Source organism: Amycolatopsis sp. 195334CR, from assembly GCF_017309385.1.
GTDB lineage: Bacteria > Actinomycetota > Actinomycetes > Mycobacteriales > Pseudonocardiaceae > Amycolatopsis.
In genome coordinates this window covers 4,463,492-4,483,932 of record NZ_JAFJMJ010000001.1, presented here as the reverse complement: position 1 = coordinate 4,483,932, position 20,441 = coordinate 4,463,492, and the positions used below count along the sequence as shown (strand labels likewise).

The following is a 20,441-nucleotide window of genomic DNA, read 5'->3' as shown; positions in this document are numbered from 1 at the left end:
TCTAGTCGCGCTGGCTATCCCACGTCACGGCGGCGGAAGACCACCGCGGCCACCCCGAGCGACACCACCACGTACGCCGCGAGCACCATCGCGGCGACCGGACCGCTGGTCGTCTCCACCACGCCCGGCGCCTCACGCACCCCGAACGCCACCGCCAGCGAACCCGAGTTCGCCCCGAGCAACCCCGTCCGCAGCGCGCCGACCAGCGGAAGCGACACAAACGGCGCCGAGAGCTGGTCGAGCACCACGGTCACCAGCAACCCGACGCCGATGCCCGCGGCCACGTTCCGCACCAGGATGCCGAGCGCGAACCCGGTGGCCGCCCACGCCGTGAGCACCAGCCAGATCGCGGCGAACACCAGCAGCACCGGACCCGGACCCGGCAGCGCGAACGACCGCCCGGAAGCCACCGCCACGCCCATGCTGCCGACCAGACTGGCCAGCAGCGTGGCCGCCGACAACGCCAGGCTCGCCACCAGCACGGTGACGAACTTCCCGCCCAGGAACGACATCCGCGACGGCCGGCGCAGCAGCAGCGTGCGCAGCGTGTCCCAGCGGTAGTCCGAAGTGGACAGGATGACGCCGAGGATCAACGCCATCGGACCGCCGAACGCGGGCAGGCCGCCCAGGATGTAGCGGTCGAGCCCGGCGGGCAGCAACGCGCCGAGCAGCGCCTCGGAGTCCGAAGAGGACAGTCCGCCGCGCATCAGGTACACCAGCAGGTAGCTGAACCCGAGGATCTGCACGAACCAGATCCCGCTGACGATGAACACCGCCGGGTGCCGCCGCAGCGCGAAGAGCTCGGCCCGGACCGCGAGCGTGCTCATGCCGTCCACGCCCAGTCGCCGTCACCGGTCAGCTCGAAGAACCGCTCCTCCAGCGAGCCGGTCAGCCCGGCCAGCGTGCCCTCGAAGACCAGCCGGCCGCCGTGGAGCACCCCGACCCGGTCGCAGACCTGCTCGACCTCACCGAGCAGATGGCTCGACAGCAGCACCGTGCCGCCCTCGTCCCGGATCGACCGGATCAGCTCGCGCAGCGCCGCCATGCCCGCCGGGTCGAGGCCATTCGCCGGTTCGTCCAGCACCACCAGTTCCGGCGAACCCAGCAGCGCCGAGGCCACCCCGAGCCGCTGCTTCATGCCCAGCGAGTACCCGCGGTACCGGTCGTCCGCCCGGCCGCTCAGCCCGACCCGGGCCAGCGCCTTGTCCACTTCGGACTCGTCGAGCCCGGCGTACCTGGTCAGCAGGCGGAGGTTGTCGCGACCGCTGAGGTGCGGGTAGAACGCCGCGCCCTCGATCAACGCGCCGACGCGGCGGAACACGGCCGGATCGCCCGGTGCGTGCCCGAGCACTCGCACCGTGCCCGACGCGGGCCGGACCAGGCCGAGCAGCACGCGCATCAGCGTGGTCTTCCCGGCCCCGTTGCGGCCGAGCAGCCCGTACACCTCACCGGCCTCGACGTGCAGGTCGATGCCGTCGAGCGCGGCCGTGCCGCCGTAGCGCTTCGTCACCGCGCCGACCTCGATCGGTTTCATCACTCGCTCCCGTTCAACAGCGACTTCAACGCCGCCGTGTAGTCCTCGAACGCCAGCCGCCCGCGCCGGGTGAGCGACACGTAGGTCACCGGGGTGCGGCGCTGGTGGGTCTTGGTGATCTCGACGTACTCCGCGTCCTCGAGCTTGCGCAGGTGCGTCGACAGGTTGCCGGCCGTCATGCCCAGCAGGTCCTGCAGGCGCGGGAAGGAGATCGCGTCGCCGTCCTCGAGCGCGGCGAGCGCGACCGTCACCCGCAACCTGGCCTGGGCGTGGATGACCGGGTCCAGCTCCACGCTCATCGGCCGCGCCGCCGCTCGATCAGCCACGACCCGCCGAACGCGAGGAAGCCGCCGAACGCCATCACCGCGGACTGGTAGTCCATTCCGGCCAGCACCGCGCCGACCGCGGTCACCAGGAACACCACCCCGGTGCCGTAGAACAGGGTGTCGCGGAACATCGCACCACCGGCCAGGCACAGCGCGCCCGCCAGGCCCATCGTGGTCCCCGCCCACAGCGGGCCGATGAACTCTTCGGGCAGCCCCTTGGCCATCAGCAGCAGGTTGACCGTGACCAGTGCGGCGTAGCTGAGCGTCCAGCTGAAGCCGTACATCGCACCGGCCCGCGAGGACGCCCCGCGGACGCCCTTGCCCGAGCGCATCCCGACGACCGCCGACACCACCACACCGGTGACGATCAGCACGGTCATCACCACGCCCGGCACCCAAAGCGGGAAAACCGGCCCAGGCCAGCCCTCCCCGGCGAGGTGCCAGGCGCCGAACGCCAGGAACCACAGCACGGCCCACATGCCGGGCAGGTGCTCGCTCCCCCCTTGCAGCCGCTTCGCCACCACCGCCGACTCGCGGTCGATCAGCTCCAGCGACTCGCGCGCCGACAACTGCGGCGAACTCTCCCCGGCCATCCTGGCCACGTCCCCTCAGCTTTGCGTTTCAAAGTACTTGGACTTTGTACCGCAAAGTTGTCGGCGGGAGCAAGTACGGGCTACTCAACCCGGCCCTCCGACCAGCCACGCGCGAGGATCTCGGCGGCGGTCTCGGCCGGGGTCTGCCGCGAGGAATCGAGCCAGAGGCCCACCTTCGGGGTGTTGCGGCGGAGTTCGTCGTCGAGCATCTCGGGGGTGTAGCCCACGTACGCGCTCTTGGCACGGCCCCGCTCGCGCTCGGCCACCACGACCGGATCGGGCGCGAGCACCACCACGATCAACGGGCGGCTGCGCACCAGGCCGATCACCTCCGGCAGGTGCTCGCCGAGGATCACGTCCTGGAGGACGACGTCGAACCCGGCGTCGAAGTACCCGTCGGCGCAGGCCGCGGCGAGGCGGTACCGCAACCGCAGCTGCGCGATCGCCTCCGGCGTGGGTTCGGCCGACATCTCGTGACGGCCGGTGACCACCATCTTGCGGAAGAGGTCACCCCGGAGGTGCACCGCGGCCGGCAGCGCTTCGGCGAGCTCCTGGGCCACCGTGGACTTCCCGGCGGCGGAGATGCCGGTGATCAGGTAAACGGCGTTCGACATGCGCGCGATGCTGCCAGCCTTGCCGATCGCCCGCAGCTGAATTTGTTGCCACCGCCCGATTTCGCCGACCAGAATCCCCCGCATGAGCAGAGCGGGCACATTCGCCGGGGACGCCGCGGACCACTACGCCGAATACCGCCGGGGATATCGGCCGTCCGAGATCGAATTCCTGGCCGGGGAGTTCGCTTTGCGCGAACGGTCGAAGGTGCTCGACCTCGGGTGCGGTACCGGGCAATTGACCGTACCGCTGGCCGCGCACGCGGGCTGCGTGATCGGCATGGACCCGTCCGCGGACATGCTCACCCACGCGCGGCGCAAGGCCAAGGAAGCCGGCGTCGGCAACACCGCGTGGCTGGTCGGTTACGACAGCGATCTCGGTGATCTCGAACCGTTGCTGGGCGAGGAAAGCCTGCGCCTGGTGACCATCGGCCAGGCGTTGCACTGGATGGCCGCGGAAACGGTGTTCACCACGCTGTGGCCGCTGCTCGAACCCGGCGGCGGGGTCGCCGTGATCGCCAACGGGACGCCGGTCTGGACGCAGGACGCGCCCTGGGTGGACGCGCTGCGGGACACCTCGTCGAAGTGGCTCGGCCCGCTGCGCTTCCCGGCCTGCGGGAGCAGCGAGGAGGAACGCACCGGGTACGCGGAACTGCTGGTCAGGACCGGGTACACCGAGGTCGGCGAGCACCGGGCCGACTACCGCGAAGTGTTCGGCATCGACGAGTTCATCGGGTCCTTCTACTCGGCGGCGCCCCGGGACCGGCTGGCCCCGGAGCAGTGGGAGCTGTTCGACGAAGATCTTCGCCAGGCACTGTCCGCCGCGCAACCGGACGGGCGGTTCACCGAGGAGGTGCCGGTGCGAATACTGACCAGCCGTAAACCGAAAGGGTGACCGAAAGCACCGTTCAACATGTGATCTGCGTCACACAGTTTTGCATGACAAAAGCCGGTGTTGTTCACTTCGAGCAGGGAATCCGCCTCGATATCTGGACGTGATCTGTAGCGACCATCACCTGAACCGGCAATCCGTTCATTTCGAAATCCAGGGCAGTTCGTGTTTATCGTCCCGTGATCGGCCGATTCGGCCGATGTCCCCGACACGCACGAAACACCACTGGAGGACGAATAGTGTCCACCGCATCGTTGCCGCGCCGCTCCCGTCGGTTCGGCACCGTGACCGCAGCTTTCGTCGCCGGCGCGGGAGCGCTCCTGTCCCTGCCCGGCACGGCGTCCGCCTCCCCGACCGCGGACGCCCCCGCTCCGGTCGAGGCCCCGGACCACCGCGGGGTCACCCACACCGAAGCGGAGCAGAAGAAGCCGGCCGGGCAGAGCCTGGTCGAGATCGCCGCAGAGCAGGAGGGGAAGCCCTACAGCTACGGCGCCACCGGCCCGGACAGCTTCGACTGCTCCGGCCTGACCAAGTTCGTGCACCAGCAGCTCGGCATCGAGCTGCCGCGCACCTCGCGCGACCAGCGGGCCGCACTGGCCACCGTGGACCGGTCCGCGATGCAGCCCGGCGACCTGATCTTCTTCGCCAACTCCGGCGGCAGCGTCTACCACGTGGGCATCTTCGCCGGCGACGGGCAGATGTGGGCGGCACCGGAGTCCGGTGACGTGGTCCGCCTGCAGAAGATCTGGACCGACTCGTACACCGTCGGCCGCGCCTGGTGAGCGGAGGCCCGGCTCACCACTCCCCCGGGTGAGCCGGGCCACCCCCTCGGGGGAACACCCGGTGGGCCGTCCTCGTTGTCCGGTTCAGGAGACCGACAACGCAGGGAGTCGCCATGGGCACCGCGATCGTGCTGATCGTTCTCGTCGTTCTGGTGGTCGGCGGCGGGGTCTACCTCGCCAGGAAGAACGCGGCGGCCAAGCAGCAGCGGCTCGAGGACGCCAAAGCGGACGCCCGCCGTCTGCTCGAACGCCTCGGCGGGCAGGTGCTCAACCTGACCGGTTCGGACACCGCCTCGCAGCAGGCGATGGCCGACGCGGCGGAGCGCTACAACGCCGCCGGCTCACAGATGGAGCAGGCGCAGACCGAGGAACAGGCCCGGCTGGTCAAGGAAACCGCCGTGGAGGGCCTCTACTACGTGCGCGCGGCGCGGCTCGCGATGGGCATGGACCCGGGTCCGGACCTGCCGCGCGACCCCGAGCGCGAGAACGCGGGCAAGGTCACCGAGTACCGCTCGGTGGACGTCGAGGGCCAGCACTACGAGGCCTCGCCCGAAGCGAGCGCGAACACCCCGCACTACTACCCCGGCGGGCGCGTGGCCGGGCGGCCGGTGCCGCAGGGCTGGTACAGCGAGCCCTGGTGGAAGCCGGCGCTGGTCGCGGGCGCGTGGGGGCTCGGCTCGATGCTGCTGTTCAGCGCGATGTTCTCCGGCATGGCCGGGATCGCCAGCGCCTCGGCGTGGGAGTCCGGCTACGACGCGGGCCAGGAGGACGCGGCGGCCGAGGCCGACGCCGGCGGCGGTGACGACATGGGCGGCGACGCCGGTGGCGACTTCGGCGGCGGAGATTTCGGCGGCGGCGACTTCGGCGGCGGCGGCGACTTCGGCGGCTTCTGACCGGCAGACGGCCTGAGACAGCTCAGACAGACGGCCCGCTCGCTTCGGCGAGCGGGCCGTTTCGCGCAGGCAGCTGGCCCGTGATTGCTATGAGTGGGGCATTACTTGCGGTGAATGCAAGTAATGCCCCACTCATAGCAATCGGTCAGGCCGGTTGGCAGGTCGGGCACCAGTAGAGCTTGCGCCCGGCCAGTTCCTGGAAGGCCACCGCGGTGCCGCACACCAGGCACGGCTGGCCCGCCCGGCGATACACGTAGACCTCCCCGCCGTGCCGGTCCTGCCGCGGGGCGCGGCCGGTGACCTCCGGCAGGTGCTCGTCGGCCACCGTGTCGATCCGGCCGGTGCGCACCCCGTCGCGCATCAGGACCACCAGGTCCGCCCACATGGCGTCCCACAGCGAACGGTCCAGCGTCTTCCCCGCCAGCATCGGGGCCACCCCGTGCCGGAACAGCACCTCGGCCCGGTAGACGTTCCCGACCCCGGCCAGCACCGACTGGTCCATCAGCAACGCGGCGATCGAGGTCCGCGAACTCGAGATGCGCTGCCACGCCAGTTCCGGCTTGGCGTCGCGGCGCAGCGGGTCCGGGCCGAGTCGCGCCTTGATCGCGTCGGCCTCGCCTTCGGTGAGCAGTTCGCACCGGGTCGGCCCGCGCAGGTCGGTCCAGTGGGTGCGCCCGACCAGGCGCATCCGCACCTGCCCGACCGGCTCGGCGGCGGGCAGCTTCGCCTCGCCGAAGGTGCCGTACAGCCCGAGGTGGACGTGCACCACCCCGGCCGGACCGTAGTCGTGGAACAGGTGCTTCCCGTACGCCTCAGCGGTTTTCAGCACCTGACCGTCCACAACGGACGCCTCGGCGGCGAACCGGCCCTGCGGGCTCGACACCTCCACCGGGGCACCGCCGTAGCGCCGCTTGTGCAGCCGCGCCAGGCGGTGCAGGGTGTGCCCCTCCGGCATCAGGGCAGCGCCGGCGGGGTTCCGGTGCGCTCGTAGTCCAGCAGCTGCCGCACCCGCCGCCCGTGCCGCTCGTCGGGCGACGGCTCGGTGGCGAGGAACGCCTCGACGATCTCGACGGCCTGCTCGGTGGTGTGCATCCGCGCGCCGACGCCGATCAGCTGGGCGTGGTTGTGCTCACGCGTCAGCTTCGCCGTCTCCACGCTCCACGCCAGCCCGGCACGCGCGCCGGCGACCTTGTTGGCGGCGATCTGCTCCCCGTTGCCGGAACCGCCGATCACGATGCCGAGGCTGCCTTCGTCGGCGACCACCCGGCGGGCGGCCTCCACGCAGAAAGCGGGGTAGTCGTCGGCCGGGTCGTACTCGGCCGGACCGACGTCGGTCACTTCGTGGCCCTGCTCGCGCAGGTGCTCGACCAGGTGGTTCTTCAGTTCGAAGCCCGCATGGTCGGCTCCAAGGTAAACACGCACGGCACCAGAGTCTGCCATCCGGCGCGGCACGGGGCGCGCCCGCCCGGCATGCTGTGACGATGAGCATCTTCGGGCAGCCGGGGCACGACATCCGGCTCGAATGGGGCGAAGAGGGGATCACCGCGCTGGGCGCGGAATGCGCGGTGCTGGTCGTCGTGGACGTGCTCTCGTTCTCCACCACGGTGGACATCGCGCTCAGCCGGGGCGCCCGCGTGCTGCCGGTCCGCTGGCGCGACGAACGCGGCATCGAGGCCGCGCGGGCGGCGGGCGCGATCCCGGCGGGCGAGTGGGAGTGGAGCCTGCGACCGGCTTCGGTGCTGACCATTCCGGCGGGCACGCTGCTCGCGCTGCCCTCGCCGAACGGCGCGACGCTGTGCGCGATGGCGGCGAACGCGGGCACCCAGGTGCTCACCGGCTGCCTGCGCAACGCGCGCGCGGTGGCCAGGATGGCGCGGGTGCTGGCGCAGGGCGGGCCGATCGGCGTGGTCCCGGCGGGCGAACGCTGGGGCGTGGACGTGCTCACCGACCTCGGGACCACCGGCACGCTGCGCCCGAGCGCGGAGGACCTGCTCGGCGCCGGCGCCATCGTCGACGCGCTGATCACCGCGGGCGCGCAGTGGCCGTCGGCGGAGGCGAGCCTGGCCGCGCGCGCCTACCGCGCTGCCGGTCCGGACGTCGGCGCGGTGGTCGCCAGTTCGTCGTCGGGCAAGGACCTGAGCCAGGCCGGGCACATGCGCGACGTCGATCTCGCGATCGCGGTGAACTCCTCCAAGATGGCTCCCTACCTGGACGAAGGCGTTTTCGTCGACGTGACTCCGAGAAGGTGACCGTGCGCTGGGAAGAACTCGCGGACGGCGTGTACGCGCGCCGCTACCCGGACTGGGACCTGACCGTCGGGCTGGTCGTCGGCGACGGCGCCTGCCTGGTGGTCGACACCAGGGCCGACGCGGCGCAGGGCGCGGAACTGGCGAACGCGGTGCGCGAGGTGACCCCGCACCCGTGGACCGTGGTGCTCACGCACGACCACTTCGACCACGCCTTCGGGGTCTCGGCGTTCCTGCCCTGCGCGGTCTGGGCCCACGAGAACTGCCGCCGCGAACTGGCCGCCCGCGGCAAGCCGGAACTCGCGCTGCCGGACCGGCTGCTCACCGACCGGGCGGTGCTGGACATCGGCGGCCGCCGGGTCGAGCTGGTCCACTTCGGACCCGCGCACAGCGACAACGACGTGGCGGTGCACGTGCCGGACGCGTCGCTGGTCTTCGCCGGTGACCTCGTCGAATTCGCGCCGCCGGGCTCGTTCTCCGCGGAGTCCTTCGGCACGGACACCACGCTGACCGGCTGGCCCGGCGCACTCGGCGGGCTGCTGGCGCTCGGCGCGGAGCTCATCGTGCCCGGCCACGGCGCCCCGGTCGACCGGGAATTCCTGTTGGCACAGCAGGACATCCTCGGCCGTCTGATCACTTTGGACGGTGAACTGCGCGCCGGGAAGATCGACGCCGCGGCGGCGATCGCCGGGTCGCCGGTGGCCGAGGACGTCACGCGGGCCGCGTTGCGCCTCGGCTGAGCGCGGACTACCCGGCCAGATCGCCGCGGTAGGTCTCCTTGAGCAGCGCCACGCACCCCGCGGCGACCACCGACACCCCGACGAGGTACAGCGAGATGGGCCACGACGACTTCGCCGCGTCGTAGAACTCGGTGGCCAGGATCGGCGACACCGCACCGCCGATGATGCCGCCCATGCTGTACGCCACCGAGGCGCCCGAATAGCGGTACCGCGTGGCGAACAACTCCGGCAGGAACGCGCCCATCGGCCCGAAGAACAAGCCCATGATCACCATGCCGCCGCTGAGCGCCACCGCGATCAGCACCGGGTTCGCGGTGTTCATCAGCCAGTACATCGGGAACGCCCACAGCACCGAAACCGCCGCCGCGCCCAGGCAGACGCGCTTGCGCCCCAGCCGGTCCGACAGCCTGGCCGACCCGAGCGTGGCCACCCCGAGGCACACCGCGGCGATCACCGTGCAGGTCAGCATCGCGCTGTAGCTCAGCTTGAGCACCGTCGTGCCGTAGGACAGGTTGAACGTCATCACCGTGTAGAACAGCGTGTGCGCCAGCACCATCGCGCCCGAAGCCAGCAGCAGCACCCACCCCTGGCGGCGGACCACCTCGAACAGCGGCACCCTGGCCCGTTCCGCGCGGTCCATCGCCCGCTGGAAGACCGGGGTCTCGGCGATGGTGGTCCGGATGTAGTACCCGACCACCACCAGCACCGCGCTGAGCAGGAACGGGATCCGCCAGCCCCAGGCGCGGAAGTCCTCGGTGGACAGCACCGAGGTGAGCAGCAGGAAGACCCCGCCGGAGAGGAAGAACCCGACCGCCGGGCCGAGCTGCGGGAAGCTGGAGTACAGCCCGCGCTTGCCCTCCGGCGCGTATTCGACCGACAACAGCACGGCGCCGCCCCACTCGCCGCCGAGGCCGATGCCCTGGAGGAACCGGAACACGGTCAGCAGGACCGGCGCGAGCACACCGAGCGTGGCGTACCCGGGCACCAGGCCGACCGCGACCGTGCTCAGCCCCATCAGCAGCAGCGAGACGATCAGCATCCGCTTGCGGCCGACCCGATCGCCGAAATGTCCGAAAAGGACGGCTCCGAGCGGCCGGGCGACGAAGCCGACGCCGAAGGTGGCCAGCGAAGCGATCGTGCCCGCCGTCGCGGAGAACTTCGGGAAGAAGACGTCCCCGAAGACGAGCACGGCCGCGGTGCCGTAGATGTAGAAGTCGTAGAACTCGATGGTGGTGCCGACGAACCCGGCGATCGCCACCCGTGACCGCGAAACCGGTGTGGATACGGCACCCATGCACGGGAGCCTACCCACCGGAGTCAACCGGTCACGCGTTCGGCTCAGTCGAAGTTCAGCGCGTCGGTACCGGTCCGGGTGCGCTTCAGCTCGAAGAAGTCCGGGTAGGAGGCGAGCGCGTACGCGCCGTCGAACACGCGCACCGCGTCGTCACCGCGCGGGATGGAGGTCAGCACCGGGCCGAAGAAGGCGACGCCGTTGATGTGGATCGTCGGCGTGCCGACGTCCGAGCCCACCGGGTCCATGCCCTCGTGGTGGCTCTTGCGCAGCGCTTCGTCGTACTGGGTGGAGTTCGCCGCCTCGGCCAGTTCCTCCGGCGCGCCGATCTCACGCAGCGCCTCGCGGATGACGTCGTCGCCGTAGCCGCGGCCCTGGTTGTGGATGCGGGTGCCGATCGCGGTGTAGTACTCGCGCAGCACCGCCTCGCCCTTGGCCTCGGCCACCGCGATCGCCACCCGGACCGGGCCCCAGCCCTGGTCCAGCATCGAGCGGTACCCCTCGGGCAGGTCGTCGCGGTTCTCGTTGAGCACCGACAGGCTCATCACGCGGAACTTCAGGTCGATGTCGCGGTGCTTCTCCACCTCGAGGATCCAGCGGGAGCTGATCCAGGCATACGGGCAGATCGGGTCGAAGTAGAAATCCACCTCGGCCGGTTGGGCTGCGGTCATCACGTCTCCCTGCTCGGTAGGGCACTCCTGTCCTCGGCAACAGCACGGGCACGGCTGTTGTTCCCCATCGTCAGCGAGGCAGCTCACATGATTGGATGCCTTGGTAAGCGAACCGATAACCGATATCAACGACCAGAGGTGCCTGTGCCCGCCCCGAACCTGACGCGCGACCAAGCCCAGCAGCGAGCCGGACTGCTCGAAGTCGAGTCCTACGACATCGAGCTCGACCTGACCGACGGCCGCGGCGGACCGGGCGAGAAGATCTTCGACTCGAAGACCACCGTCCGGTTCACCAGCTCCCGGCCCGGCGAGGGCTCCTGGGTCGACATCGTCGCCGAGCAGGTGCGCTCGGCCACGCTCAACGGCAACAAGCTCGCGATCGAGAACTACCGCGAAGAGGACGGCATCGCGCTGCCCGAGCTGGCCGCGTCGAACGAGCTCGTGGTCGAGGCCGACTGCCGCTACATGAACACCGGCGAGGGCCTGCACCGCTTCGTCGACCCGGTCGACGAGGGCGTCTACCTCTACACGCAGTTCGAGACCGCCGACGCCAAGCGCATGTTCGCCTGCTTCGACCAGCCGGACCTGAAGTCGGTCTACCGGCTCACCGTGGTCGCGCCGCGGGACTGGAAGATCATCTCGAACGCGCTGGTGGAGTCCACCGAGGACACCCCGGAGGGCGCGGTCCGCACGGTGTTCGCCACTGCCGAGCGCATGTCGACCTACCTGGTCGCGCTGATCGCCGGGCCGTACGCCGAATGGCGCGACACCTACACCGACGACCACGGCGAGATCCCGCTCGGCATCTACTGCCGCGCCTCGCTGGCCGAGCACCTCGACGCCGACCGGCTGTTCACCGAGACCAAGCAGGGCTTCGGCTTCTACCACGAGAAGTTCGGCACGCCGTACCCGTTCAGCAAGTACGACCAGCTCTTCGTGCCCGAGTTCAACGCGGGCGCGATGGAGAACGCCGGGGCGGTCACCTTCCTGGAGGACTACGTCTTCCGGTCGCGCGTCACCCGGTACGCCTACGAGCGCCGCGCCGAGACGCTGCTCCACGAGATGGCGCACATGTGGTTCGGCGACCTGGTCACCATGCGCTGGTGGGACGACCTCTGGCTGAACGAGTCCTTCGCCACCTTCGCCAGCGTCCTCGCCCTGACCGAAGCGACCGAGTACCGCAACGCCTGGACCAGCTTCGCCAACGTCGAGAAGGCCTGGGCGTACCAGCAGGACCAGCTCCCGTCCACGCATCCGATCGCGGCGGACATCGTCGACCTGCACGCGGTCGAGGTGAACTTCGACGGCATCACCTACGCCAAGGGCGCCAGCGTGCTCAAGCAGCTGGTCGCCTACGTCGGCCAGGACAACTTCCTCGCCGGCCTGCGGCTCTACTTCGGCAAGCACGCCTGGGGCAACGCCACCTTGGCCGACCTGCTCGCCGCGCTCGAAGAAGCCTCCGGCCGCGACCTGTCCTGGTGGAGCGCCGAATGGCTGGAGACCACCGGGCTCAACTCGCTCACGCCGCGGTTCGAGGTGGACGGCGACGGCAAGTTCAGCTCGTTCGACGTGGTCCAGTCCGGCGCCAAGCCGGGTGCCGGTGAGCTGCGCACGCACCGCATCGCGGTCGGTGTGTACGACGAGGACGACGCCGGCCGGATCACCCGCACCAAGCGGGTGGAGCTGGACGTGACCGGTGAGCGCACCGCCGTGGCCGACCTGGTCGGCGTGCCCGCGGGCAAGCTCGTGCTGGTCAACGACGACGACCTGACCTACTGCACGATGCGGCTGGACAGCGGTTCGCTGGTCACCCTGATCGACCGGATCGCCGACATCACCGACCCGCTGCCCCGCACGCTGTGCTGGTCGGCGGCGTGGGAGATGACCCGCGAGGCCGAGCTGAAGGCCCGCGACTTCGTCACCCTGGTCTCGCGCGGCGTGCACGCGGAGAGCGAGGTCGGCGTGGTGCAGCGGCTGCTGCTCCAGGCGCAGACCGCGCTCAACTCCTACGCCGAGCCCGAGTGGGCGATGTCACAGGGCTGGCCCACCTTCACCGGCAAGCTGCTGGAGCTGGCGAAGTCGGCGCAGCCGGGGTCGGACCACCAGCTGGCGTTCGTCAACTCGCTCGCCGGTGCCGTGCTCGACGACACCGTGCTCACCGAGCTGGCCGGCTGGCTCGACGGTTCCGCCCCGCTCGAGGGCCTCACCGTGGACACCGACCTGCGCTGGCGGCTGCTCCACGCGCTGGTCGCGCACGGCAAGGCGGGCGACGACGAGATCGACGCCGAGCTGGCGCGCGACAACACCGCCACCGGCCGCCGCCAGGCCGAGGGTTCGCGGGCGCTGCGCCCGACGCCCGAGGCCAAGGCGGACGCGTGGCAGCGCGCGGTCTTCGACGACGAGCTGCCCAATGCCGTGAGCAACGCGCTGATCGGCGGTTTCTCGCACCCCGGGCAGAAGGCCCTGCTCGGCGCCTACGTGGAGAAGTACTTCGCGCAGATCGACGAGGTGTGGCAGCGGCGCTCCAGCGAGCGCGCGCAGCCGACGGTGATGGGGCTCTTCCCGTCGTGGGCGGTGGAGGCCACCACCGTGGAAGCGGCCGACGCGTGGCTCGCCGGTGAGCACCCGGCTGCCCTGCGCCGGCTGGTCACGGAAGGTCGGGCGGGCATCGTGCGCGCACTGGCCGCCCGCGAGTTCGACCAGCAGGCCTGAGACAGCGAGAAGGGGCGTGACCGCGGTGGTCACGCCCCTTCTCGTTCGCGCTGGGTCAGTGCTTGGGCTCGGGGCCCGCCTGGTCGGTCAGCATGCGCAGGCCGCTGACCAGGCCGCCGACCAGGTCACCCTCCTTGAAGGAGGCGACCATGCTCATCACCGCGAGCTTGGCGCCGCGGTCCGGCAGGCGCTGGAAGGCCAGCTCACCGGTGACCACCTCGACCACGCGCTCCCCCGGCGAAACGGCGATCAGCACCGCACGGGTGGCGCCCTCGCCGGTGGAGGCGTGCAGCCGTTCGGCCGCGGCGCGGGTGTCCTCACCCAGTTCGCCCAGGTAGACGCTGAAGTCCAGGCCCGTTTCGCGGCTGGCCAGGGTCAGCGCCTCGTCGAGGCGGGCCAGCTGGACGGCGCTGAATGGGCCGTTCGGCCCAGCGGGCTCGTACATCTTGGCGGCCGTGATGCGCCCGGTCGGCAGCACCACGGTGCCGGTCGGCAGGTCGCGCTCGTCGACCTCGGCGGCGCTCGCGCCGCCGTGCGTCAGTTCACCAGCTCCCACGAGCCCCTCCTCGTGCCGTGACGGCGGTGGCGCCGCCTTCCTCGGTCCCCGCCGGTGCCTGGCGGCCTGCTCCCTCGGGGTTCGCGCTCCACCAGATCGGCGCGTAGTCCCAGGGCTGGCCGGGCCGGTACCTCGGCGCACCGGAGAATTTCGACCGCAGCGTCCACAGGCTGACCACCAGGTAGATGGCCAGCGGCGCGGCCGCGAAGACCAGAAGCGTCTCGACCAAGTTCACGCGCGCAGCGTAGCTGATGGCCCAGCCGAGCGTGCCGGGACGCCGCGGTTCGCCAACCATTCACCGGACGTCCCCCGCTTGCCCCGTCGGCAACCGGCCAACAGGGCGAAGCGGGGTAGCCGAAAGGTGGCAACTCAACGTACGTGCGGCGGTACTCACCGCTGTTGTCTTGTTCCGGCGGTGAAATCCTCGTACTTTTTTCACCTGTACGGGCCTTGCCGCCTCGCTTCCCGGCTTCAATTGTCACGGAACGGTCCCAGGAGGACACGTCATGCACAGCGCCCCCACCCCCGCCCAGGCGACGTACGACCGTTTTTCGTCACTCAACGAGATGACCCGAATGATCCTTGACTCGGACGGGCGTGGCACGAGGGTGACGCGGGGCACACGCGTCACTGCCGGTACGCGTGTCACTCGGGGCACGAGGGTGACCCGCGGTACCCGGGTCACCGCCGGCACGCGCGTCACCGCGGGCACGAGGGTCACCTGCGGCACGCGAGTCACCCGGGGCACGAGGGTCACCAGGGGCACGCGCGTCACCGCGACCGCCGCCACCCCCGGGACGCGAGTCACCGCGGCCGCCACCCCCGGCACCCGAGTCACCTGCGGCACCCGCGTCACGGCGGGCACCCGGGTCACCGCGGGCACGCGAGTCACCCGGGGCACGCGTGTGACGCGTGGCACCCGGGTCACCTGCGGGACCCGCGTCACCGCCTGAGGCGCGAAGCGGTCGAACGCCCCGGCTGCCCTAGGCGGCCGGGGCGCCGAGGTACTGGCGCCAGAGCGGGTCGGCGTCCGTGGTGTGGGCGAGCAGCCGCCAGTGCGGACCGTGCGGTGCCCGCGGGATCACCGGCAGCCGCCAGCCGATCTCGCTGAGCAGCGAGTCCGCCTTGCGGTGGTTGCACTTCGTGCAGCACGCCACGCAGTTCTGCCAGCTGTGCTCCCCGCCCTTGCTGCGCGGCACCACGTGGTCGATGGTCTCCGCGCGGCCACCGCAGTACACGCAGCGGTACCGGTCGCGGTGCATCAACCCGGCCCTGGTCAGCGGCACCTGCGCCCGGTAGGGGACCCGCACGTAGGTGCTCAGGCGGATCACCGAGGGCACCGGCACGGTCATCGTCGCCGCGTGCAGGATCAGCCCGGCCGGATCGCCGTGCACCACCTCGGCCTTGCCGCACAGCAGCAGCACCACCGCGCGCCGCAGCGGCAGCGCGGTCAGCGGTTCGAAGGTGGCGTTGAGCAGCAGCACCCGGCGGCGCCCGCCCAGCGGTGCGACCGGCCCCGAACCCCCCGGATCGCGCCCCTTGCGCTGGCCGTGTACGCGGGTCACACGCCCGCCACGGCTCGGCGGCCCACTGGGCTGGGGTCCGTTCGACCCGCCCGAGTGCGCACAGGACACGACCTCCGGCGCCTGCCCGGCCTTCTCCCGGCCCGGCGCGCCGAAGGGGATCGGTTGTCGGTCTGGCACTCGACCACCTCCACCGGTTCAGCCATAGTCGACCACAGATCACACCCAATGCGCACGTGTGTTATCCGACGTGTCATCGACCGGTACCGTGGTGGCCGGTTCCGGCGACCCCGAGCGCGTGCCTCGCCCGCCCTCCCCGGAACACTCGCCGGAGCACGTGAAATCCATGTGACGATGAGCGAAACCCACGGAAAAGGAGTACTTCTCAGCCGTGAACGCACTGCTCAGCCAGCAGCCCCCCGACGCACTGCCGCTCTGCACCCAGGAAGCGGGCAGCTGGTGCCGCTGGGTCTACGACGTCACCGGCAACGCGTGGCTGGCCGGATCCGCGGACTGGCTGCTCGAGAAGCCGGTGCGCATCCTGATGATCCTGATCATCGCGTTCGTCATCCGGCTCGTCGCCCGCAGGCTGATCGACAAGGTCACCACGCTGCCGGAGAACAACGGCAGCAGCGGCAAGCTGCCGACGATACTGCGGCCGCTGCGCGAACGCGCCCCGGAGATCCTCGGCCCGCTGGTCGCCGAACGACGGCGGCAGCGCGCCAAGACCATCGGCTCGGTACTCAAGTCGCTGACCACGTTCCTGGTCTACGGCCTGGCCTTCATCCTGGTGCTCGGCGAGCTCGGCATCAATCTCGGCCCGATCATCGCCTCGGCGGGCATCGTCGGGGTCGCGCTCGGGTTCGGTGCGCAGAACCTGGTCAAGGACTTCCTGTCCGGCATGTTCATGATGCTCGAGGACCAGTACGGCGTCGGCGACGTGGTCGACCTCGGTGAGGCCACCGGCACCGTCGAGGCGGTCGGCCTGCGGATCACCACGGTGCGCGACCTGAACGGCACCGTCTGGTACGTCCGCAACGGCGAGGTGCTCCGGGTCGGCAACTCCAGCCAGGGCCACGCGGTGGCCGTGGTCGACGTGCCGCTGAACTACAACGCCGACGTCGGCCGGGCGACCACGCTGCTGGCCGAGGTCGCCGAGGACGCGGTCAAGACCGAGCCGCTGGCCTCCGACGTGCTGGAGGCGCCCGAGGTGCTCGGGGTGGAGGCCGTCACCCCGGAGGGCATGCAGCTCCGGATGACGGTGAAGGTCCGCCCCGGCAGGCAGTGGGCCGCCCAGCGCGCGCTGCGCGCCAAGATCATGAGCGCGCTGGAGGACGCCGGGTTCGAACCGCCGCTCGGCCGGTTCTTCGGCGGCTCGGCGTCGAACAGCCAGCAGGCATGATGGAGTGGTGAACGTGACCCCGGAAACGCAGGACCCCCAGACGTTCTACGAGGCCGTCGGCGGTGAGCCGACGTTCCGGTTCATCGTCGCGCGGTTCTACCAGCAGGTCGCCGAGGACGAGATCCTCCGCCCGCTCTACCCGGAGGAGGACCTCGGCCCGGCCGAGGAGCGGTTCCGGCTGTTCCTGATGCAGTACTGGGGCGGTCCGCACACCTACTCCGACCAGCGCGGCCACCCCCGGCTGCGGATGCGGCACGCGCCGTTCAAGATCGGGCCGATCGAGCGCGACGCGTGGCTGCGCGCGATGCGGGTGGCGGTCGACGAGGCGAAGCTGCCGCAGCCTTACGCCGATCAGCTCTGGGCATACCTCGAAATGGCCGCACAGAGCATGATGAACAGCTGGATCTGAGGCCTCCCAAGAGAAAACCCGACGCTGCTGGACAAGCCCCGCCGTGGAGGTGGAAGGATTGCGCCTCGTGCGCAGAGCTGCCGACAGCAGAACCACCGCGGCTGGCGAGGTCCAGTGGTGGCGTGACAGCGTTTTCTACCAGGTCTACGTCCGGTCGTTCGCCGACTCCGACGGCGACGGGGTCGGTGACCTGGACGGGATCCGCAGCAGACTCGGGTACCTGGAGCTGCTGGGGGTCGACGCGCTGTGGCTGACCCCGTTCTACCGCTCGCCGATGGCCGACAACGGTTACGACATCTCGGATCCCCGTGCGGTCGACCCGTTGTTCGGCGATCTGGCCGCCTTCGACCGGTTGCTCGAAGCGGCCCACGCGCGCGGCATGAAGGTCACCATCGACCTGGTGCCCAACCACACCAGCGACCAGCACGAGTGGTTCACCGCCGCGCTGGCCTCGCTGCCGGGCAGTCCCGAGCGGGAGCGCTACATCTTCCGCGAAGGCCTCGGCATCACCGGTGAGCACCCGCCGAACAACTGGGTCAGCGCGTTCGGCGGCCCGGCGTGGACCAGGGTGCCGGACGGCCAGTGGTACCTGCACCTGTTCGCGCCGGAGCAGCCGGACCTCAACTGGGGCAATCCGGAGGTGCCCGCCGACCTCGAGCGGACGCTGCGGTTCTGGCTGGACCGCGGGGTCGACGGGTTCCGCATCGACGTGGCGCACGGCATGGCGAAACCGCCCGGCCTGCCCGACATGGACCTGCGGGCGGCCGCCGCGGACGCGCTGATCAGCGGGGACTACCGCGACATCCCCGACCGCCGCTTCGACAACGACGGCGTGCACGAGATCCACCAGATGATCCGCAAGGTGCTCGACGAGTACCCGGGCACGATGGCCGTCGGGGAGATCTGGGTGTCCGACGAGGAGCGCTTCGCCCGCTACCTCCGGCCGGACGAACTCCACCTCGGCTTCAACTTCCGCCTGGTGCTCACCCATTTCGACGCCGACGCGATGCGGGCGTCGATCGAACGCTCGCTGGCGATCGCCGGCAGTGCCGGGGTGGCCGCCACCTGGACGCTCTCCAACCACGACGTCTGGCGGCAGGTGAGCCGGTACGGCGGCGGCGAGCAGGGCGTGCGGCGGGCGCGCGCGATGGCGCTGGTGGAACTGGCCCTGCCGGGCGCGATCTACCTGTACAACGGCGAAGAACTCGGTCTGGCCAATGTGGACCTTCCGGCGGAGGCGCTGGTGGACCCGCGGGTGCGCACGGCGGGCCCGGACGGGGGCCGCGACGGCTGCCGCGTGCCGATCCCCTGGGAGGGCAAGGAACCGCCGTTCGGCTTCTCCACCGCGGACCGCGCCTGGCTGCCGATGCCGGACGACTGGGCCGAGCTGACCGTGGAGGCGCAACTGGAGGACGCCGACTCCACGCTCTCGCTCTACCGGCACGCGCTGGAACTGCGGCACCAGCATCCGGCCTTCGACGGCGACGAGGTCGAGTGGTACGGCGCCCCGGCGGGCTGCTTCGCCCTGCGGCGCAAGCCCGGCGGGCTCGTCTGCGCACTGAACACCTCGGCGGCACCGGTGGACCTGCCCCCGGGCGAGGTGCTGCTGTCCAGCAGCCCGCTGGTCGAGGGCAAGCTGCCGCCCGACGCCGCCGCCTGGCTCATCTAGCCTCCCCCGAATGCTATGAGTGGGGCATTACTTGCGTTGATTGCAAGTAATGCCCCACTCATAGCGTTGGGACGGGCCCGTCAGCGGCCGTAGCGCGGCTGCGTCTGGGGGTTGAACTGGTCGTACTTCACGGACTTCGCGGGCGCGGTGGCGCGGTCACGCACATCGAGCACATCGAGGCCCTTCTGGATGTCCGACGAGTAGATGTAGCCGTTGTAGTAGTACGCCGACCACGAGCCGCCGGTGATGCTCTCGGTGTTCGACAGCGGGCCGCGGTCCCACCAGGCGATCTCCTTGGGGTTCGCCGAGTCGGTGAAGTCCCACACCGAGATGCCGCCCTGGTACCAGGCCTGCACCATGATGTCGCGGCCCTTGACCGGGATCAGCGAACCGTTGTGCGCCACGCAGTTCTCCGTGTCGGCCTGGTAGCGCGAGATCTTGTAGTAGCTGCGGAACTCGAGCTTGCGGTCGTCGCCGGAGCCGGTGATGTCGTAGATGCCGTCGGCACCGCGGTTCGGGCCGAACTTCGCGTTGCAGATGGCCTGGCCACCGCCACCCAGCTCGTCGGTGAAGATGACCTTGGTGCCGTCGTTGTTGAACGTGGCCGAGTGCCAGAACGCGAAGTTCACGTTGTCCTGCACCCGCTCGATCACCCGCGGGTTCAGCCGGTCCTTGATGTCGATCAGCACGCCGTCACCCATGCAGGCGCCGCCGATCAGGTCCTTCTCCGGGTACGCGGTGAGGTCGTGGCAGCCGGTGGTGGCCGAGCGGCGCGTGCCGTCCGGGTTGTCGCCACCGGGGTTGCCGCCGTCCGGGAAGAGCACCGGGGTGGCGATCAGCGCCGCGTCCTCCGGGGCCTGGTTCGGCACCTTGACGATGGACACCTTGTCGTGCGGCGGCTGGCAGTCCGGCAGGTTCGAGGCCGGCGCGTACGAGGAGATGTAGAGCAGCGTGGAGTCGGTCTTCTCGTCCGGCACCAGCGTGTGGGTGTGCGAACCGCAGTCGGTCTCCACCGCGGAGACGTAGCGCGGCTTCGCCAGGTCGGAGATGTCGAAGACCTTGATGCCCTCCCACGCCGCCTTGTTCGAGGCGGGCAGCGGGGTGCTCTGGCAGGAATCGTCGCTGCGCGAGGAGTCGGTGGAGAGGAAGAGCAGGTCACCGACCACCGAGACGTCGTTCTGCGCACCGGGGCAGAGCACCTGGCTGACGATCTTCGGCTTCGACGGCTGCTTGATGTCGTAGATGACGAAGCCGTCGTAGTTGCCGACGATCGCGTGGTCCTTGGTGAAGGCGATGTCGGTGCCGAGCGCGTTCGTCGTGTTGAACGGCGCCTGCTTCGGGATGTTGGCGATCTGCCGGATGTTCGGGCTGTGCACGATCTGGTCGACCGGCGGGATCCCGCTCTGGGCGACCGCGCCCGGGACCCCGGCGACGCCGGAGAGCGCGAGGCCGACCGCACCGGCCGCCGCCACGAACACACGGGAAAGGCGGTGGGTCCGGAAAATCCTGTTCACCACACGAGCCCCCAATCTTTACTGGTCGCCGGAGATTATTACCTTTCGCGCAGATGGTCGATAGCTACTTAAGAGGG

23 protein-coding genes are annotated in these 20,441 nt (G+C 70.4%); 10 read left to right on the top strand and 13 right to left on the bottom strand.

Annotated elements, in window-relative coordinates:
• Window positions 1-14 precede the first annotated feature (14 nt).
• From JYK18_RS20950 to JYK18_RS20930, 5 genes are all read right to left on the bottom strand, one after another.
• Window positions 15-827, bottom strand: coding sequence for an ABC transporter permease subunit (locus JYK18_RS20950; protein WP_206803625.1), 813 nt, complete (start codon window positions 825-827; stop codon window positions 15-17).
• Window positions 824-1,534 (bottom strand): ABC transporter ATP-binding protein, encoded by a 711-nt coding sequence (locus JYK18_RS20945; RefSeq protein WP_206803624.1) that lies wholly within the window; start codon window positions 1,532-1,534, stop codon window positions 824-826. The genes JYK18_RS20950 and JYK18_RS20945 overlap by 4 nt, the downstream gene beginning before the upstream one ends.
• Entirely contained in the window at window positions 1,534-1,833 is a 300-nt protein-coding gene (locus JYK18_RS20940) for a transcriptional regulator (protein ID WP_206803623.1), read from the bottom strand. The genes JYK18_RS20945 and JYK18_RS20940 overlap by 1 nt, the downstream gene beginning before the upstream one ends.
• Window positions 1,830-2,462, bottom strand: coding sequence for a hypothetical protein (locus JYK18_RS20935; protein ID WP_206803622.1), 633 nt, complete (start codon window positions 2,460-2,462; stop codon window positions 1,830-1,832). The genes JYK18_RS20940 and JYK18_RS20935 overlap by 4 nt, the downstream gene beginning before the upstream one ends.
• Window positions 2,463-2,533: 71 nt before the next feature.
• Window positions 2,534-3,067, bottom strand: a complete 534-nt coding sequence (locus tag JYK18_RS20930; protein WP_206803621.1) for an AAA family ATPase — start codon at window positions 3,065-3,067, stop codon at window positions 2,534-2,536.
• Between the two features lie 82 nt (window positions 3,068-3,149).
• Between JYK18_RS20930 and JYK18_RS20925 the strand changes: the two genes are divergently transcribed.
• From JYK18_RS20925 to JYK18_RS20915, 3 genes are all read left to right on the top strand, one after another.
• On the top strand, window positions 3,150-3,959 hold the full coding sequence (locus JYK18_RS20925; RefSeq protein WP_206803620.1) for a class I SAM-dependent methyltransferase: 810 nt from the start codon (window positions 3,150-3,152) through the stop codon (window positions 3,957-3,959).
• A gap of 281 nt (window positions 3,960-4,240) precedes the next feature.
• Entirely contained in the window at window positions 4,241-4,738 is a 498-nt protein-coding gene (locus tag JYK18_RS20920) for a C40 family peptidase (protein WP_307795971.1), read from the top strand.
• 113 nt (window positions 4,739-4,851) lie between these two features.
• Window positions 4,852-5,631 carry a hypothetical protein gene (locus JYK18_RS20915; protein ID WP_206803619.1) on the top strand — a complete coding sequence of 260 codons (780 nt, stop codon included), beginning with the start codon at window positions 4,852-4,854 and terminating at the stop codon, window positions 5,629-5,631.
• A 145-nt stretch (window positions 5,632-5,776) separates the two neighbouring features.
• Here JYK18_RS20915 and JYK18_RS20910 read toward each other — a convergent pair whose 3' ends face one another.
• A complete protein-coding gene (locus JYK18_RS20910; protein ID WP_206803618.1) occupies window positions 5,777-6,586 on the bottom strand; it encodes an Fpg/Nei family DNA glycosylase in 810 nt (269 codons plus the stop codon).
• On the bottom strand, window positions 6,586-7,053 hold the full coding sequence (locus JYK18_RS20905) for a ribose-5-phosphate isomerase (RefSeq protein WP_206803617.1): 468 nt from the start codon (window positions 7,051-7,053) through the stop codon (window positions 6,586-6,588). The genes JYK18_RS20910 and JYK18_RS20905 overlap by 1 nt, the downstream gene beginning before the upstream one ends.
• A 59-nt stretch (window positions 7,054-7,112) precedes the next feature.
• Between JYK18_RS20905 and JYK18_RS20900 the strand changes: the two genes are divergently transcribed.
• Window positions 7,113-7,880, top strand: coding sequence for a 2-phosphosulfolactate phosphatase (locus JYK18_RS20900; RefSeq protein WP_206803616.1), 768 nt, complete (start codon window positions 7,113-7,115; stop codon window positions 7,878-7,880).
• Window positions 7,877-8,617, top strand: a complete 741-nt coding sequence (locus tag JYK18_RS20895) for an MBL fold metallo-hydrolase (protein ID WP_206803615.1) — start codon at window positions 7,877-7,879, stop codon at window positions 8,615-8,617. Before JYK18_RS20900 ends, JYK18_RS20895 begins: the two co-directional genes overlap by 4 nt.
• Before the next feature lie 7 nt (window positions 8,618-8,624).
• Here JYK18_RS20895 and JYK18_RS20890 read toward each other — a convergent pair whose 3' ends face one another.
• Window positions 8,625-9,911: an MFS transporter gene (locus tag JYK18_RS20890; RefSeq protein WP_206803614.1), complete on the bottom strand. Its 1,287-nt coding sequence runs from the start codon at window positions 9,909-9,911 to the stop codon at window positions 8,625-8,627.
• A gap of 44 nt (window positions 9,912-9,955) precedes the next feature.
• Window positions 9,956-10,579 (bottom strand): DsbA family protein, encoded by a 624-nt coding sequence (locus JYK18_RS20885; protein ID WP_206803613.1) that lies wholly within the window; start codon window positions 10,577-10,579, stop codon window positions 9,956-9,958.
• A 144-nt stretch (window positions 10,580-10,723) separates the two neighbouring features.
• Between JYK18_RS20885 and pepN the strand changes: the two genes are divergently transcribed.
• The gene (gene pepN / locus JYK18_RS20880; protein WP_206804374.1) at window positions 10,724-13,291 is read left to right on the top strand and encodes an aminopeptidase N; all 2,568 of its coding nucleotides are present in this window, start codon (window positions 10,724-10,726) and stop codon (window positions 13,289-13,291) included.
• A 55-nt stretch (window positions 13,292-13,346) separates the two neighbouring features.
• Here pepN and JYK18_RS20875 read toward each other — a convergent pair whose 3' ends face one another.
• Together JYK18_RS20875 and JYK18_RS20870 are read right to left on the bottom strand one after the other, a co-directional pair.
• Window positions 13,347-13,847, bottom strand: a complete 501-nt coding sequence (locus tag JYK18_RS20875; protein WP_206803612.1) for a DUF5130 family protein — start codon at window positions 13,845-13,847, stop codon at window positions 13,347-13,349.
• Entirely contained in the window at window positions 13,834-14,082 is a 249-nt protein-coding gene (locus tag JYK18_RS20870; protein ID WP_206803611.1) for a hypothetical protein, read from the bottom strand. Before JYK18_RS20870 ends, JYK18_RS20875 begins: the two co-directional genes overlap by 14 nt.
• A 331-nt stretch (window positions 14,083-14,413) precedes the next feature.
• Between JYK18_RS20870 and JYK18_RS48030 the strand changes: the two genes are divergently transcribed.
• Entirely contained in the window at window positions 14,414-14,800 is a 387-nt protein-coding gene (locus JYK18_RS48030) for a hypothetical protein (RefSeq protein WP_374195038.1), read from the top strand.
• A 30-nt stretch (window positions 14,801-14,830) separates the two neighbouring features.
• On the opposite strand, the gene JYK18_RS20865 is transcribed toward JYK18_RS48030, so the two are convergent.
• Entirely contained in the window at window positions 14,831-15,550 is a 720-nt protein-coding gene (locus tag JYK18_RS20865; RefSeq protein WP_307795969.1) for an HNH endonuclease, read from the bottom strand.
• Between the two features lie 220 nt (window positions 15,551-15,770).
• Between JYK18_RS20865 and JYK18_RS20860 the strand changes: the two genes are divergently transcribed.
• From JYK18_RS20860 to JYK18_RS20850, 3 genes are all read left to right on the top strand, one after another.
• Window positions 15,771-16,772 (top strand): mechanosensitive ion channel family protein, encoded by a 1,002-nt coding sequence (locus JYK18_RS20860; RefSeq protein WP_242581652.1) that lies wholly within the window; start codon window positions 15,771-15,773, stop codon window positions 16,770-16,772.
• A gap of 13 nt (window positions 16,773-16,785) precedes the next feature.
• Window positions 16,786-17,181: a globin gene (locus JYK18_RS20855; RefSeq protein ID WP_374195056.1), complete on the top strand. Its 396-nt coding sequence runs from the start codon at window positions 16,786-16,788 to the stop codon at window positions 17,179-17,181.
• A gap of 67 nt (window positions 17,182-17,248) precedes the next feature.
• Window positions 17,249-18,850, top strand: a complete 1,602-nt coding sequence (locus tag JYK18_RS20850; RefSeq protein WP_206803608.1) for a glycoside hydrolase family 13 protein — start codon at window positions 17,249-17,251, stop codon at window positions 18,848-18,850.
• An 80-nt stretch (window positions 18,851-18,930) separates the two neighbouring features.
• Here JYK18_RS20850 and JYK18_RS20845 read toward each other — a convergent pair whose 3' ends face one another.
• Window positions 18,931-20,364: an LVIVD repeat-containing protein gene (locus tag JYK18_RS20845; protein WP_374195037.1), complete on the bottom strand. Its 1,434-nt coding sequence runs from the start codon at window positions 20,362-20,364 to the stop codon at window positions 18,931-18,933.
• Window positions 20,365-20,441 lie beyond the last annotated feature (77 nt).

Excerpts from the sequence above, each read along its gene's own strand:
- JYK18_RS20950 (WP_206803625.1), bottom strand. The coding sequence starts at position 827 with ATGAGCACGCTCGCGGTCCGGGCCGAGCTCTTCGCGCTGCGGCGGCAC.
- JYK18_RS20945 (WP_206803624.1), bottom strand. The coding sequence starts at position 1,534 with ATGAAACCGATCGAGGTCGGCGCGGTGACGAAGCGCTACGGCGGCACG.
- JYK18_RS20940 (WP_206803623.1), bottom strand. The coding sequence starts at position 1,833 with ATGAGCGTGGAGCTGGACCCGGTCATCCACGCCCAGGCCAGGTTGCGG.
- JYK18_RS20930 (WP_206803621.1), bottom strand. The coding sequence starts at position 3,067 with ATGTCGAACGCCGTTTACCTGATCACCGGCATCTCCGCCGCCGGGAAG.
- JYK18_RS20925 (WP_206803620.1), top strand. The coding sequence starts at position 3,150 with ATGAGCAGAGCGGGCACATTCGCCGGGGACGCCGCGGACCACTACGCC.
- JYK18_RS20915 (WP_206803619.1), top strand. The coding sequence starts at position 4,852 with ATGGGCACCGCGATCGTGCTGATCGTTCTCGTCGTTCTGGTGGTCGGC.
- JYK18_RS20910 (WP_206803618.1), bottom strand. The coding sequence starts at position 6,586 with ATGCCGGAGGGGCACACCCTGCACCGCCTGGCGCGGCTGCACAAGCGG.
- JYK18_RS20900 (WP_206803616.1), top strand. The coding sequence starts at position 7,113 with ATGAGCATCTTCGGGCAGCCGGGGCACGACATCCGGCTCGAATGGGGC.
- JYK18_RS20890 (WP_206803614.1), bottom strand. The coding sequence starts at position 9,911 with ATGGGTGCCGTATCCACACCGGTTTCGCGGTCACGGGTGGCGATCGCC.
- JYK18_RS20885 (WP_206803613.1), bottom strand. The coding sequence starts at position 10,579 with ATGACCGCAGCCCAACCGGCCGAGGTGGATTTCTACTTCGACCCGATC.
- JYK18_RS48030 (WP_374195038.1), top strand. The coding sequence starts at position 14,414 with ATGACCCGAATGATCCTTGACTCGGACGGGCGTGGCACGAGGGTGACG.